The sequence below is a fragment of the Rothia aerolata genome, from assembly GCF_014635585.1.
Taxonomy (GTDB): Bacteria; Actinomycetota; Actinomycetes; order Actinomycetales; family Micrococcaceae; genus Rothia; species Rothia aerolata.
The window spans coordinates 46,103-61,914 of record NZ_BMDC01000005.1 but is presented as its reverse complement, the minus strand read 5'-3'; the positions used below and the strand labels follow the sequence as shown (position 1 = coordinate 61,914).

The window sequence follows — 15,812 nt, the reverse complement described above, 5'->3', positions numbered from 1 at the left end:
TTAGTGTTTCTTGGGACGACGTGCAAACATCACCATTATTGCACCCAGAGCCACCACTGCCGCGCTCGCCAGGGCGAGTTGAAGCCCACTAAAGCCGGTGGAGGCGAGGACGCCGCCGCTCGAGTTCTGCTGCTCTGCCTGCGGGGTGGTCAGGCTGGGGGAGTCGCTCTTCTGAGCAGAGTGGGTTCCGGTCTGCTGCTCGCTGGAGGAAGATTCCGCCGCAGCTACCTCAGCTGACTCAGTGATTTCGGTAGCGGTCTCGCCGGTGGAGCCGGCCGGGGCAGCGGGTGCTACCGCAGCGCCGTCGTCAGTGGCGGGAGCCTGAGCCTCAGGCACGGTAGGCGCTACCGCGGCGCCGTCCTCGGCGGGAGTCTGAACGTCAGGAGCCGGTGCGGCGTCGTCCTGGTTAGGAACCTCAGCGCCGGGAGCTTCAGCAGCCTCCGCAGTGAAGTTGGCACTCAAGCGCACCTCGGTGCCCACAACGCCGGTGGGGTCGGTCAGAAGAATCTCGTGCTCGCCCGCGCCAATACCCAGGTTGGCCAGGGGCAGATCGACGGTGGTGGCACCGGAGGCAACCTCCACGGTCCCCACCTTAATTCCGTCAACCATCACGTCAAGGGCCGTGAGCTCGGGAACGTCATAGGAGCGGGTGTTCAGGTCTGAGAGGCTGAAGGTCAGGTTGCCGGAGAGGTCGTAAGTATCCGCCAAATCAGCCACGCGCACCGCCTGCTTCTCAAAGCGGGGAGCCACGGAGTCCATGCCCTGCAGGTAGGCGATGAAAGCATCGGAATCGACCAGAGCGGTGTCCTGGGCGTTAGTGCCCTGGGAGAGGGTGGTGAAGTTATCGCCACCGCCGAGTAAGAAAGAGGGAATCGCTACGGTAAAGGTGTCGGAATCCTGCACCTTCTTGCCGTTGACATAGATTTCATCGATGTTGGAGCCGCGCGTTGCATAACCCTCGGCATCGGGGGAGCCGGTGTAGGTGTAGGTGACGTTGGAAGAAAGCCCCAGCTGCAGGTAGGGGCGGGTAGCCATAGCTCCGGTGGCGTCCTGCTGCCACTGCTCCTCCAGCACCTGGCGCAGCTGGGCACCGGTGAGCTGGGTGGTCCAGAGGTTATTAGCGAAGGGAGCTACGGAGACAATATCGGCAACGGTCAGGGTGCCCGCCTCGGTGGCAAGAGAGTTGCGCAGGCCGGCGGGGAACTCATCGCGCAGGCCACCGGGGTTCACAATGCCAATATCGGCGGGGGTGCGGCCGGTGGAGTTTGCCGCCGAGAGGTACATGTCAGCTACCAGGTGGCCCATAGTGGATTCCAGGTTGCGCTGGTCGAAGCCGCCCTTGGAATCCTGCTGGGCAGCATCCCAGCCGGTGGTAATTTTGCCGTCTAGGGGAGCTACGGCAACGTTACCCTGCTCCTCGGCGTAGGCGTTAGCCTCGTTGAGAATACGGTTGGTCTCGGCCAGTACCGGGTCGGCCGCAATCTGCTCTGCGCTGGGCACGGCTCCGCGCTCGTGCAGGGTTGCCTCGTAGCCCACCACCTTGTTTTGGGAATCCAGGGTGAGGGTCACATCGCCGAGATTATCGCCGTAGTTGCCGGTCTGAAGCACCGGGCGGGTGGTGCCGGGTTCGCCGGGTACCGGCGCGTCAATCACGTATTCCTCGTGGGTGTGGCCGGTAAAAATGACGTCGACGGCGGGGCTGGTGCCGGTAATAATCGGGTCGCTTTCGGGGGCGGCAGTGTTCACGCCCTCGTGGTACTCGGCAACAATCACGTCTGCCTCACCGTTGGATTCATCGCCGTCAGAGAGCTGGGCCGCGTAGCGGTTGGTGGCCTGAACCGGATCACCAAAATTGACGCCGGCCAGGGCAGAGGGATCGGTCAGCTGCGGGGTCTCCTGGGTGACGGTGCCGATCACCGCAACCTTGGTGCCATCGGGGGCTTCAAGGATCACAAAGGGGTCGCTCACCGGCTCACCGGTGTTCTTATCGGTAACGTTTGCTGCCAGATAGGGGAACTGCGCCAGGTTGCTCAGGCGGTTCTGTAGGTCATCCAGGCCGCGGTCGTACTCGTGGTTGCCGGTGGCCGAAGCCTGTAGGCCCAGGGCGTTGAGGTAGTCAATCGTGGGAGCGTCGTCCTGAACACTAGAGACATACAGCGAGGCCGAGACGTTATCGCCGGCCGAGAGCAGCAACGTGTTGGGGTTCTCGGCCCGCTGGGCCTGAATGGTACCCGCCAGACCCATGCCAATATCGGTGCTAATGCGGCCGTGGAAATCGTTGATGTTCAGCAGCTGCAGGGTGCGGGTTTCCTCCGCAGAAAAGGCGGGGGAGGCGGTCAGCGGGACGATAACCAGGGCAAGGGTAACTGCACCGGCGGCACCGGTGCGGGTAAGACGCAAAGACATAGAAATCCTAACGAAAACGTGATGTGAGTCAAAGTCATCATAAACCGCATATATGAACGGGTAGTGAATTGACGGTGGCTATCGTGAAGACTGCCTAGCGAGAGGGGAAAAATTTTTCTTTATGCCCGGTTTTTATCGGCAAAATGTCCCCCAAATGGCCTATATTAAATATTTCGAGAGCAACTTTATTGCTCCATTAATGCCCCTGAAAAAATTTTTATACACATACACACATGAAAAGAACAAAATACTCCCCCGCAAAGCCTCTGGCAGTGCTTTCACTGACAGTAGCTCTGGCATTTAGCTCTTTGGCACCCGCCTACTCAGCAGAGCAAACCACCGGCTCGGCAGACGATCTTGCACAGATCACCACCGGCCAGGAAACCGAGCAGGTCAAAGAACTGCTCCCCGAAGAAGACGTGCTGAACCACCCGCAGTTGGACGCCGCTCCTCCGGTCAACGGCGACGGCAACCCGGGCGCAACCCTGGGCCAGGGTATTAAGCCGCTCAAAGACACCAACAACCTCTCCGAAGAATCCCTTGAACTGGGTGAGAAAGAGGTTGAGCAGGCAAAGCAGGGCGTTGACGTCGTGAGCGATGTTGAGAAAGTAGCCCCTGCCGAAGCCGCCAAGGTCAACCCCGCGGCGTCCTCGTCCCAGAAGGTAGCCTCCGTCGGCTTTGACCGCGTGCACCCGCTGCGCGGACTCAGCAACCTGGCTAAGGCGGCAGAGCCGACCACCGGTGCAACCCTCGAGGGCAACCGCGGCCTGACCGTTACCCCGGCCCTGGCCCAGCACTCAGCCACCTTCAAGACCGTAGCAACCAGCCCCACCGGCTCCGGCGTGCTCGGTATGGACGTCTCGGGCTGGCAGCCCACCGTCAACTGGGCGGCAGAATACTCCCAGGGCGCCCGCTTCGCCTACGTGAAGGCAACCGAGGGTATGACCTACACCTCTCCCCAGTTTTCCCGTCAGTACATCGGCTCCACTAGCGTGGGCATGAAGCGCGGCGGCTACCACTTTGCAATTCCCACCGCCTCATCGGGTGCAGACCAGGCCCGCTACTTCGTAGCTAACGGCGGCGGCTGGAGCGCCGACGGCAAGACCCTGCCCGGCCTGCTCGACATCGAGTACAACCCCTATGCAGCGCTCGGTAACACCTGCTACAGCATGAGCCCCAGCCAGCTGCGCAGCTGGGTTGTGGACTTTACCGAGACCTACAAGAAGCTCACCGGCCGCTACCCCGCCGTCTACACCACCACCAACTGGTGGACCTACTGCGTGGGTGGCATGAGCGACCTCAACCACCTGCCCCTGCATATCGCGGCCTACAACACTGTGCCCGGTGCTATGCCCTCGGGCTACTCCACCTACGACATCTGGCAGTACTCCTCAACCGGGCCTTTCTCCGGTGACTCCAATGTCTTCAACGGTACCTACAACGAACTGCAGAACTTTGCCTCCAACGCCGGCTACAAGCCCGTGAGCACCCAGCGTGCTCTGGCAGAGGCCGAGCGACGTCGTCAGGAAGAACAGCGCCGCCTCGCCTCGCAGTATCAGGTGGTTAACGGCATTGCCGCCTACTACTACTCCCACGGCGGTCAGAGCGTCTTCGGCTACCCCACCGGCAACGAGTTCCGCAGTGTTGACGGCGGCTACGTGCAGAACTTCTCTAACTCTCGCACCATCTACTGGAGCCCCACCACCGGCTCCCACCACGTTAAGTGGACCGGTGCCCTGGGCTCCGCCTACGCCCGTGCGGGCTTCGAGTTCAAGTGGGGCTACCCTGCTATTGACGAAGAACGCTACGGCTACGGCTGGAAGCAGTACTACCGCAAGGGCAACTACGTAACCGCGGCCTACTGGAGCGCCCGAACCGGCACCCACACCATCCATCGCGGTGGAGCAATCTCCACCTACTGGATCAACAGGGGGCACATCAACACCTACGGTTTGCCAGTAACCGACGAGATTCGCCGGGCCGACGGTAGCTACTACGTGAAGTTCGAGAACGGAAAAACCATTAACTGGTCTGCTAGCCGAGGAATTTGGCTTTCCTAATTCTCTAACAAACCCGATATAAAAATAGCGGCGGAGCGCTTGATAGCGCCCCGCCACTATTTTTATTTAAGCCGGTTTATTTTATTTTCTTAGCGGCCTTTTCCCGGGATACTTTCTCCCAGAAATCGCGGGAGCAGACCTCATCGGTACCGTCCCAGGCAGCCAGGTTTTTAATCTCGGGCATATCGGTTGCCTTGAAGATGGGCTCCAGGCCAGCCTTGCACTGCACCTCGTAGTTTTTCAGCACTTTCATCACCTTGGGCATGAGCAGGCCCACAGCGCCCAGGTTCAGCACCACCATGGCAGCGTTGAGAATATCTGCCAGGTTCCACACCAGGGAGAGGGAGGTAATTGAACCGAAGATGATGAAAACCAGCACCAGCACGCGGTAGACAGTCAGCGCAACCTTGTTCTCGGTCATAAAGCGCATGTTGGACTCGCCGTAGTAGTAGTTACCAATCACCGAGGAGAAAGCGAAGAGAATAATCGCTACGGTGAGGAAGTGCACCGCCCAGTCACCCAGCTGAAGCGCCAGGGCATCCTGGGTCAGCGAGGCACCCTTGTCGCGGTCGCCGTAGGCGGGGTCAGAGAGCAGCACGATGAAAGCGGTAATCGAGCAGACCAGCCAGGTATCAAAGTAAACGCCCAGAGCCTGCACAAAACCCTGCTTGGCGGGGTGGGAGATGGTAGCGGTAGCACCGGCGTTGGGCGCGGTACCGATACCCGCCTCGTTGGAGAGCACACCGCGGCGCATACCCCAGGTAATAGCGCCCATAATGCCGCCCACGGCAAACTCGCGAATACCCAGAGCACCCTCAAAAATCATGGCGATCACATGGGGAACATCGCCCAGGTTCAGCACCACTACCAGCAGGCCCAGCACCAGGTAGAGCACCGCCATCACGGGCACCAGAATCTCGGTCACCGAGGAAATAGCGCGCACGCCACCAAAGATGATGGCGGCGGCAACGAGCATAATCACCAGGCCCAGAATCAGGCGGAAGCCCATACCCTCGCCGTCGGCGACGTCCACGCTGAAGGAGTTAGCGGCAGCCTCAACTACCGCGTTGGTCTGCACCGCCACGAAAACAAAGGCGTAGGTGACGATAATCAGCAGGGCGAAGAGCACGCCCATCCAGTGAGCCCTCAGACCGTGCTTCATGTAATAGGCGGGGCCACCAATGTAGGAATCCCTGCCCTTCTGCTTATAGAGCTGGCCCAGCAGAGACTCGGCGAAAGCCGATGCCGCGCCAATACCGGCAATCACCCACATCCAAAAGACGGCGCCGGGGCCACCCATGGTAATCGCGATAGCCACGCCGGCAATGTTGCCGGTACCCACGCGGGACGCCGCCGAAACGGTAAACGCGCGGAAAGAAGAAATGCCCTTGCGGCCGTCTGCCTCGGTGCCCGAGGGCTCGCCGACGGCGCGGAACATCTCTTTAATGGAGCGGAACTGTACACCGCGGGTCAAGAAAGTAATTGCGAGGCCTGCTGCCACCAGAAAGATGCAGAAAATATCCCAGATACTACCGGCAAGATTACCGACAGCCTCTGAGGCACCCGCAGTGGCGTCATTGATGCTGTTAATGACGCTGAGAAAAGCATCCATTCAATGCTCCTTTACCAAAAAAGAGCACAGAAATACCGCTCGAACCGTATCAACTGCGATTCATCGGTGATTTCTGTGCTGGGCCCCGCCGACAGGGGCGGGCAGATCAAGAGTGTGTGGGTTGCTTTTGTGCAACACAAATCAGAATAAGCCTAAACCCTGGCGAAGGTGCTTAAGGTAAATGACACGCGAAGGTGGGGAGCGAAAAAGGAGGACGGCGCTGGGCGGAGCGACGGGCGGGCCGGCGGCGCGCCGTCCTTTCCTTTACTTAGCCCGCACCGAGGCACCGCCGATTCCCGAGCCGTCGTCCGAGTAGACATCGGGAATGCCGTCCTGGTTTTCGTCCAGGTTTTCCTTGAGGTAGATGTTCTTGTAGTGCTTATTGCGGATAGAGAGCAAAACACCACCGATGACAGCCGCGGTCACGGAGCCCACCAGAATAGCGATCTTGGCGTCTTCGGTGTGGGGGGAGCCATCGGGGAAGGAGAGCTCGGCGACCAGTAGCGAGACGGTAAAACCAATACCGCCGGTCACGGCCATGCAGATAACATCAACCCACTTAATATCGGGGTCTAGATTGGCTTTGCGGAAGCGGGTGACCAACCAGGTGGTGAGGGTAATACCCACGGTCTTGCCGACTACCAGGCCCAGGATAATGCCGATAGCCACCGAGTCGGTGAGCGCGGTGCCCAGGCCCGAGAAGCCGCCCACGTTCACGCCGGCGGAGAAGAAGGCGAAGAGGGGTACGCAGACCAAAGAGGAAAGCGGGCGCAGGCGATGTTCCAGTACCTCGGCCAGGCCGGCATCTGCGCCGGCTGCCTTGGATTTCTTGTTGTAGATCACCGGCACGCAGAAGCCCAGTACCACGCCGGAGATTGTGGCGTGAATACCGGATTCGAGGAAGAGCGCCCAGGTGATAATGCCCAGGGGCAGAAGAATAACCCAGGCTCCCCACTTGTTGAGATGGAAGAACTTTTCACCCTTGTGGGCAATCACCGCGTAGAGAACAATCGGAATAATTGCCAGACCCAGGTAGAGGGGCTTGAAGTCGCTGGTGTAGAAGATCGCGATGATGAAGATTGCAATGAGATCATCAACCACCGCCAGGGTCAGCAAGAAGGTACGCAGGGCAGAGGGCAGGTAGCGGCCCACCGCGGTAATCACGGCCACCGCAAAGGCAATGTCGGTAGCGGTGGGAATCGCCCAGCCGCCCACGGCGGTCTCGTGACCGGCATTGATAGCAAAGAAGATAATGGCGGGCGCTGCCACACCGCCAAAGGCTGCGGCAATGGGTACAATGGCGCGGCCCGGATCCCGCAGGTCACCGATAACGAACTCTTTCTTCAGCTCCAAACCGGTGAGGAAGAAGAAGACCACCAGCAGGCCGTCAGCAGCCCAGTGATTGACCGCCATCACCAGGTGGTGGAAGCCGGGAATGTCAAAGCCCAGCTCGGTATCGCGCACACCAAAGTAGGTATCTGACAGTGGGGAGTTCGAGAGAATAATAGCCAGCGCAGTGGCAGCTAGCAGTATGAAGCCACCCAGAGATTCTTTGCGCAGAATCTCGGAAATGCGGGAGTACTCAGAATAGGTACCGCGGGAAAAGGCGGTGTTATTCTGGCTAGCCTTCTTCTGGGGGTCGGTGCCGTTAGGCACGGGCTTAGTCTCAGTCATACTCGCGCGCGTGACCTTTCAGGTTGGAATAGTGTACTGAACCCGCGGCGGTCACGTGGCTACGTCTCTAGGAGCTCTTGCGTTGTGAAGCAGGGGCGCTGTCGAACGCGGCCGTCGGAGGCTTTCTTTCCACTGTACTGAAAATCAGCGGTCTGAGCATGTAGGCTGATTATTCTTTTTTATATAGTGGACGGCGCTGGGCGGCTGGGCGACGATGTGTTAAGGCCCGCCCGTTGCGCCGTCCTTCCGCCTAGTTTGCCCGCACCGAGGCACCGCCGATTCCCGAGCCGTCGTCCGAGTAGACATCGGGAATGCCGTCCTGGTTTTCGTCCAGGCTTTCCTTCTCGCCGAGCTTCTTGTAGTAGCGGTTGCGGGAGCCCAGAATAATGGAGCCGAGCACCGCCGCCAGTACCGAGGCGGAGAGAATAGCAATCTTGGAGTAGTCGTTGTAGTCGGAGCCCACGCCGAAGGAGAGTTCGGCAATCAGCAGGGAGACAGTGAAGCCGATACCGGCCAGGGCAGACAGGCCCAGCACGTCAATCCACTTGATGTCGGAGTCAAGGTTGGCACCGCGGAAGCGGGTGACCAGCCATGTGGAGCCGAAGATACCGATCATCTTGCCACCCACCAGCGCAACGATAATGCCCAGGGCGATGGGCTGGGAGACCGCTTCGGTGAAGCCCGACCAGCCGCCAATTGCCACGCCTGCTGAGAAGAAGGCGAACACGGGCACGCAGAAGCCCGCGGAGAAGGGGCGAACCATGTGTTCCATGTGCTCGGCCAGGCCGTGGTGGGCACCCGCCTGCTCGGTGCGCTTGTTGTGCTTGACAGGAATCATGAAAGCCAGCACCACACCGGCGATGGTGGCGTGAATACCCGAGTTCAGGAAGAGCGCCCAGACGATGAAGCCGATGGGTAGCAGAATCAGCCAGGAGGCCAGGGGCTTCAGGTGGAAGGTGGTCTCGCCCTTACGCGCGATAAAGGCGTAAATCAGAATGGGGACGATGGAGATCAGCAGGTAGGAGATCTTCAGTTCGGTGGTGTAGAAGAGGGCGATGATAACAATCGCGATGAGGTCATCGACCACCGCCAGGGTCAGCAGGAAGATGCGCAGCGCTGAGGGCAGGTGGGTGCCGATCACCGCGAGGACGGCGACCGCGAAGGCAATGTCGGTTGCGGCGGGGATTGCCCAGCCGCCGAGTGCTTCGGCGCTACCGTTGAGGTTGATGAGGGTGTAGATGATGGCGGGAACCGCTACACCGCCGGCTGCTGCAACCACGGGCACCAGGGCCTTGGAGGGGTTACGCAGATCGCCCACTACGAATTCTTTTTTAAGCTCTAGGCCGGCCATGAAGAAGAAGACCGCCAGTAGGCCGTCTGCTGCCCAGTGGGCCAGGGAGAGATCCAGGTGGAAGTCTCCGATGTCTTTACCCAGGTGGGTATCACGCAGGTTGAAATAGAAGTCAGCTGCGGGGCTATTGGCCAGAATGAGAGCCAGAACAGTGGCACCCAGCAGTACAAAGCCGCCCACTGATTCCTTGCGCAGAATCTCGGAGATGCGCTGAGATTCCTTGTAGGTGCCCCGCGAGAGCGTGGCGTTGGTGTTCTCTGAAGACATGGTTCTCCCGGTCAGAACGTCGAGTACTTTCTTCTGCGGCGAGTTTTTCGCGGCAGGCCGACCAGACTTCCCGGCACACCAGAGACGTGCGTGCGGAACTTCCCGCGCTCGTCAAGAAAGCAACCCTACCATAAGCAAGGCTTAGTATCTAGGGGTGGTGTCGCGTAAGTGCGACGCAAGATTAACGCCGTATGTCACAGAGATTCTTACCTCATCGGCTAAAAAGTACATCCCAATCTCAGATAAGCCGTATTAGACTGGTATCAAGGCAGAAACTATTTACACGTCAAGTGAACCGGAGGTAAACCGTGGCAGAAGAAGGTCAGGAAAAGGCAGTATCTCACGATGAGGTTCCCTGGCTGAGCGAAGAGGAGAGAGAGGGCTGGCTCTTCCTCTCGTCGATTATGTTTAACCTGCCCGGTCAGCTGGAGAATCAGCTCCAGCGCGACTCTGATATGAGTTTTGTGGAGTACATGGTGCTGGCTATGCTCTCTGAGTCTGCCGAGCATGCGCTGACCATGACGGAGCTGGCGCGCCAGACCAACACCCTGTTGCCCCGACTCTCCCGGGTGGTTACTCGCCTTGAGAAAGACAACCTGGTCGAGCGTTCTATCTGGGAGAAGGATCGCCGCGTGTCGGTTTGTCATCTTCTGCCGGCCGGACTGGAAAAGGTGCGCGCCGCTGCTCCGGGGCATGTCTGCGAGGTGCGCCGTCAAATCTTCGACCGCCTGAATCTTCGCCACGTACGCCAGCTGGCCAAGATTGGTGAGGCAATTCTGGGTGCGAAGCCCTCAGACATTATCAACCTCTCCAACGTGACCGTGCTCGATAATGTAGAGCCGAAGACCGCCCAGGCCGAGAAGACAGCTGACTAGGGGTATGAATTCCCTTAGGGGAAGAAATAAGGTTTGGTGGGGGTGCGCCCGTTACCTGGGGCTAGGCATGATGCCTATGCTTTCAGGGCTCATGGGCTAGATGAGCTTCTGCATTCTTCGACGCTTGCTAATAAAGGTTATGTGGGCCTGGGGCTAGCTACCCCGTTACCTGGTTTGATGTTGACTGTGTACCGCTCTTAAAAGGTAACGGGTTGTACGCTGGTGGTGCAACGGTTCTTCCTGGTGCAGCTTGAGAATATTTGTGAAGATTTATCCTCTAGGTTGCCGCCCTTGGTGGGGCCGTTGTCTAGTTGGTGGGGTTGGGGTGTGTGCCTACTTTTGAACAATCCTCAGTACATACCAATGTAAAGTTCATAGGTTGCATTTTCCATTCACATTGCATTCCTGGATCCTCCGGTTATTTGGTGATAAGACGTAGAAAGCGATTACAGGAGTGGGCTAGTTTCGCCTAGTAAAATTGAAGTTAAAGGGCGTAACAATTTAGTTATTGCTTCACAAGACTGAGTTTTTACTGTGTTGAACCTGAGATTATTCTAAATAAGGGTAGTCTTAAGAAGCGTTGTATTCCACAACACTTCAATAAGAAAGAAACCACTATGCTCACACGCAGAGCTACCCTCGCCGCAGCACTGCTAGCGGCGCTAGGACTCACACTTTCCGCGCCCCCATCCACCGCGTTAACCACCTATAGCGATATCAAACCAGGAACCCTGTTCTACACAGAAATGACCTGGGCCATCAACAAAACACTGCTACCGGGATACCCTGATGGCACCTTCCGCCCGGATGCTATCATCGACAGACAAACTTTTGCCCAATACTTTGTTGATACCTCACCGACCACAGAGTTCTACAAAGAAATCTGTTGGTTACGCGATATGAAAATCGCTACAGGCTGGAACGATGGCACTTACAAGCCACTTGAACCCATTGAACGCTACGCCGTGTGCGCCTTCCTCTACCGATACCACCAGATTTTTGGATTTTAGATATGAACCACAAAACAACCACAGCAGTCACCGCGCTCCTGACCCTAGGGCTGATCTGTAGCCCACTGTCCACCTCACCGGCCTTGGCTACAGAGCTACCTGTCTCGACCCAAGCCAAAGAAAATAACCTCACCGGGCACCGCGCACCTCAGCAACCAACCTGAGCATCCCACTAGGCGCAGGAATCACCGGCTCCCTGGATGTAGGCACCGGTAACTTAAATACCAGCATGAATGTAGATGGCATTGCCTTCACCCACAACTCGCTCACCCCGCTAACCACCGGCACCGGTACTCGTAATAACTGGCGTATCGCAGCACTAGGCGCTGGTAACCTTTTCACTGAAAACGCTAATATCGTCTTCGTAAATTCCAGCGGTGAACGTGTCGTCTTCACACCGAATGCGACCACACCAGGTATGTACACCGCGCCAGCTGGTAAACGCTACAGCCTGAAGAAAGTAACCGACGGTTACCAGCTACTGACCTGGGACGCGGCATCAACTACCTACTTCAGCTTGGACGGTTACCCGCAGAAGGTAGTTGATCGTAACGGCAACGAAACCAGTCTCACCAATGCCGATGGCCTGCCATCGCAGCAAACTGGTTGGCAAGGTCCAGCTGCGGCACGCAATGCTTTCATGATTCCAGGAACTACCCCAGATAGTGTTGGTCTTATCACCGATACGATTGGCTCTGGTGCCACTAAAGATAAGTTACGACTTTCCTGGAAGCTGGATAGCGCTAACGGTAAGTATGTTTCTTTAACTAATCCACGTGGTTTGAAAACCACTATTGAATATGATGCTGCCGGTCGCATTTCTAAGGTTTCCACTGCAGGCGGCGGCTACACTAAAATCAGTTATGACTCCAAGAACCGCGTGGTGAAGATCGCAATCCCCGGTACTGCCGAGGCACCGACCACTGAGGCGATTACTCGTTTTGATTACACTGATGGCACCAAGACATTGGTGGCTGGTGCTAACACTAATGCTGGGGTAGCGGTAGCAACGGGTGCGCATATTACCTATAACCTCAACCCTAGTGATAAGAGGGTTTCCTCTATTGTGGATGCTGATGGCCGCACTCAGTCAGCAACTTACACTCCGCAGCTTAATATTGGCTCTTATACTTCTGGTATAGGCGCAACAGCTGGTACCGAGACCTACAGCTACGGGGCTAATAACAGTAATTCACTCACTTCTGCTATCGGTCCTAACGGTGAGAAGAGCAGTTTTGATTACGCGAATAAAACTGATAATACAAAGTACTCACCCTCATCATCTACCGATGCTCGCGGGAACAAAAGTACCTATACCTATGCAGCATCTGGTGCCTTAGCTAAATCAACGAACGCACTGGCCGCAACCGCTGAAGTAGGGTACAACCCCAATGGTACCCCAGCTTACGCGACAGCTCCTGGCAACGTGGGCAACTCTACCAAGTACGAGTACACCGCTGATGGGTTGCTGAGTAAGGTAATTCCAGCCAAGGGTGGCTCACTGACCGCTGAGTCCTATACTTATGATGACTTGGGGCGATTGACTTCTAAGACTACGGGCCGTGGTGGTGTTATCAAATACACCTATGAAGGCAATACTTCTTTGGTCACTAAGGTTGCCTCTTACCCTAAGGGCTCTACTGCGGCTGATGCTGTGCAGGATACGACGTATGATGCTTTGGGACGAGTGACTTCGGTGGCTAGCCGTTCTAAGGGCGTTTCTACTCAGAGAACTACTTTCACTTACAGCACTCGTGGTGAGGTAATCTCTCAATCTGTTTGGCAGGCTGCTGTTGGCAGTGAGGCTGCGCAGACGACTAAGATTGATTATAAGTATGACCGTGAGGGCAAGCTGATTGCTAAAACCTTGGACGGTTTGACGAATAATTACAACTACACCGCAGGTGGCACACTCGATAGCGTGGACTACACGGAATCAGGTGTGAAAAAGACGATTAAGTTCGCCACCGATGATCGTGGACGTCGCACGGATACCTGGTATGGGGCTGATGCTAATACTGGTGCGCAGAATTGGGAAGTGTGGAAGCATTCTGATTATGATCGCTCCGGTAATTTGATTGGCGAGAAAATCCAAAAAGCTAAAGAAGCACCTGTGACACCGCAGAATCCTGATGGCGCGGTAACCCTATCTGAGAAGAAGTATTGTTATGTGCCTGGTGTTGATCCTCGTTCATGCCCGATGGATGCAACGAATGCTGTGGACAAGATTCAAGCGATGTATACCGCTAACCCTACCGCCGGTAATGGGTTCGTCACATCCTATACTTATGATAAAGCGGGGCATTTGCTGACGGTGAATACTCCCGGTAGCCCGGAGGGTAAGTATGAGTACACCTATGATGTGCGTGGTAATAAAATCAAGACCGTACAAACCAAGGGCGATGGCCAGGTCATTACTGATGGTGATACTTTCAATGCGCAGAATCAGGTGACCAGTGATAACTGGAAATATGACGCTGATGGCAACCTGATTTCTTCTGATCAGACTAATCTGACCTATAACACGGTAAATCAAAATGTGGGCTCAGCTTTGAAAGATGGGTCGAATACTACGACGAATACTTTTGCTGGGATGAGCCAGAAGCAGTTGATTGCTCAGCAGTCCTCGAAAGAGGGAACCTTTGTATATACCCACGGTTTGAATGATCGTTATGGTAATCCGATGGTGGAGAAGATCCGCCATGAGGGTGCTACTGCTTTTGTAGAGCACGATCCGGTGACGGGCAATCCGTTGTTCTTACGTGATACGGATAAGAAGAGTGTGCATATGTATATTTCTGATCCGGTGGATTCTGATATTCGTTTGGTGAAAGATGACGGTACAACCTCGACATATAAAGAGTTTGATCCTTATGGCGCTCGTGATGAGAAGACAACGGTTGTTTCTCGTGATGTGTTTGATCCGTTCCGTTATCGTTTTGGCATGGTGGATCGTCGTGGTACGGGGCGTTATCTCTTTGGTGTTCGTTTCTATGATCCTAATCAGGGTGTATGGACGCAGCAGGATTCGTTGGATGCTCCGTTTGATCCGGTGAATGCTAATCGTTATGCATATGCCGGTGCCGATCCAGTGAATAATTTTGACCCGGTAGGTCGAGATGCATTTGAAGTATCTTTAGAAGGATGCTTTGGATTCTGTGTTTCATTTGGAACCACTTTTAATGAGGATCATGCTGATTTAAATATTGGAGCGGGAGCTGGCTTCGAAGCTGATGCCAATCTTAAATTTGGTATCACCGATGAATCCTTTGATGGTACTAGAGAGGACACTAAAATTGAGCAGGGCGTAGGGTGCTCAGCTGCCTATGGGCTCGGTGGATACGTTGAGGGAAGCATGGATGACGCAGGTGGTAGCTCAGCATCAATAGGTGGTGTAGCGGGAATAGGTGCCGGGTGCAGTATTGGTGCTGGACTTAGCATACCAATCATGGGTTAATTTTAGGAATGATAAAGAATTATGGGACAAGCTGTACTTATAATAGGACTATTATTTATAGTGATTGGTCTGTCGGTTACTATTTATAGAATAAAAAATTACAAAAACAGAATTGGTAATCCTAACATCTACACTTTACCGGGAGTGCCTCCAGGGACATTTTCCGATAAGCTATTCTACATAGGAACTGCAGTTCTATTTTCGTTAGTCGGGGTATTCTTCGTGGTTGAATCTTTCTTAGGATTTGGTGGCAAGTAGATGAATTCTAAAAATATTAAGTATCTGGTACCTTTATGGTTGGTGGCTATCGCGTCAATAGTTATAGGATTTTTATTCGGTGATAATAGGGCTATTTTAATATCTAGCGTAGTAGTTTTCGGGGTGGTCTTTTTATTGTCATTTCTGCTGATTATAAAGCTGAATAAAGATTTTTATGGGAAAAATAAGTAAATTTTTCTAGAGCGAGTGGGCCGTCCTTATATAGGGGGCTCCATTCCCTCTTGTAGTACGCATGTTGGGAGGACGGTTGTTTCTCGTGATGTGTTTGATTCCTTCCGTTTCATCCAGCGAATATTAATCGATGTGTGTATGCGTATACAGATGCTAATCGGTGAATAATTATGAATTTATTAGATATTTTTGTAGAGGATGCTAGGGTGTGCCGAATATTGGAATCACAGGTTTATTTAACGAAATGTAATGAGGATTATTCATAAGGGGGCACATCCCAACCTCACCAGCGGCAAAAATAAGAGGATTAAATCACTGCAAATAACCTCAAGCCATACTGGAAAGACCGTTGCCGCACCAGCGTACAACCGGGCTCACCCCATGCGATTCGCCACGCTACTGACAGTCTTGACCAACCACCTCACCTGGGTCAAACCAGCTGAGAAACCCCGCAGGCTTACCCTGGCTCAAGCCCTGAAAGTCACCCTGCTCAGCTACCGACAAAACATCACCTAAGAAACCCTAGCCCACCTTGCTGGGGTCTCTCAGCCCACCATTTCCCGGATCATTAGCACCACGAGCAAGGCCTTGAAAAGACCCTCAAGTCCCTGGAGCAGCCCTTGAAAAAGAGCCTGGAAGCACCCGGGCCC

General features: G+C 55.3%; 8 protein-coding genes. 4 read left to right on the top strand and 4 right to left on the bottom strand.

The genetic code is table 11. The features are described 5' to 3' along the window. The gene (locus IEV00_RS10935) at nucleotides 1-2,406 is read right to left on the bottom strand and encodes a bifunctional metallophosphatase/5'-nucleotidase (protein WP_188360407.1); all 2,406 of its coding nucleotides are present in this window, start codon (nucleotides 2,404-2,406) and stop codon (nucleotides 1-3) included. A 272-nt stretch (nucleotides 2,407-2,678) separates the two neighbouring features. Between IEV00_RS10935 and IEV00_RS10930 the strand changes: the two genes are divergently transcribed. Further along, nucleotides 2,679-4,466: a GH25 family lysozyme gene (locus IEV00_RS10930; protein WP_188360406.1), complete on the top strand. Its 1,788-nt coding sequence runs from the start codon at nucleotides 2,679-2,681 to the stop codon at nucleotides 4,464-4,466. Nucleotides 4,467-4,542: 76 nt separating this feature from the next. Here IEV00_RS10930 and IEV00_RS10925 read toward each other — a convergent pair whose 3' ends face one another. From IEV00_RS10925 to nhaA (IEV00_RS10915), 3 genes are all read right to left on the bottom strand, one after another. After that, nucleotides 4,543-6,078, bottom strand: coding sequence for an alanine/glycine:cation symporter family protein (locus tag IEV00_RS10925; protein WP_188360405.1), 1,536 nt, complete (start codon nucleotides 6,076-6,078; stop codon nucleotides 4,543-4,545). 264 nt (nucleotides 6,079-6,342) lie between these two features. Then, the gene (gene nhaA / locus IEV00_RS10920) at nucleotides 6,343-7,752 is read right to left on the bottom strand and encodes a Na+/H+ antiporter NhaA (protein ID WP_188360404.1); all 1,410 of its coding nucleotides are present in this window, start codon (nucleotides 7,750-7,752) and stop codon (nucleotides 6,343-6,345) included. 250 nt (nucleotides 7,753-8,002) lie between these two features. Then, nucleotides 8,003-9,370 carry a Na+/H+ antiporter NhaA gene (nhaA, locus tag IEV00_RS10915; protein ID WP_188360403.1) on the bottom strand — a complete coding sequence of 456 codons (1,368 nt, stop codon included), beginning with the start codon at nucleotides 9,368-9,370 and terminating at the stop codon, nucleotides 8,003-8,005. 308 nt (nucleotides 9,371-9,678) lie between these two features. Here nhaA (IEV00_RS10915) and IEV00_RS10910 point away from each other — a divergent pair, with 308 nt between their 5' ends. The 3 genes from IEV00_RS10910 to IEV00_RS10900 all read left to right on the top strand — a co-directional run bounded on the left by IEV00_RS10910 (nucleotide 9,679) and on the right by IEV00_RS10900 (nucleotide 14,712). Further along, nucleotides 9,679-10,245, top strand: coding sequence for a MarR family winged helix-turn-helix transcriptional regulator (locus IEV00_RS10910; RefSeq protein ID WP_229723204.1), 567 nt, complete (start codon nucleotides 9,679-9,681; stop codon nucleotides 10,243-10,245). 617 nt (nucleotides 10,246-10,862) lie between these two features. Then, nucleotides 10,863-11,255: an S-layer homology domain-containing protein gene (locus IEV00_RS10905; RefSeq protein ID WP_188360402.1), complete on the top strand. Its 393-nt coding sequence runs from the start codon at nucleotides 10,863-10,865 to the stop codon at nucleotides 11,253-11,255. Between the two features lie 229 nt (nucleotides 11,256-11,484). Beyond that, nucleotides 11,485-14,712, top strand: coding sequence for an RHS repeat-associated core domain-containing protein (locus IEV00_RS10900; protein ID WP_188360401.1), 3,228 nt, complete (start codon nucleotides 11,485-11,487; stop codon nucleotides 14,710-14,712). The last annotated feature ends 1,100 nt before the right edge of the window (nucleotides 14,713-15,812 follow it).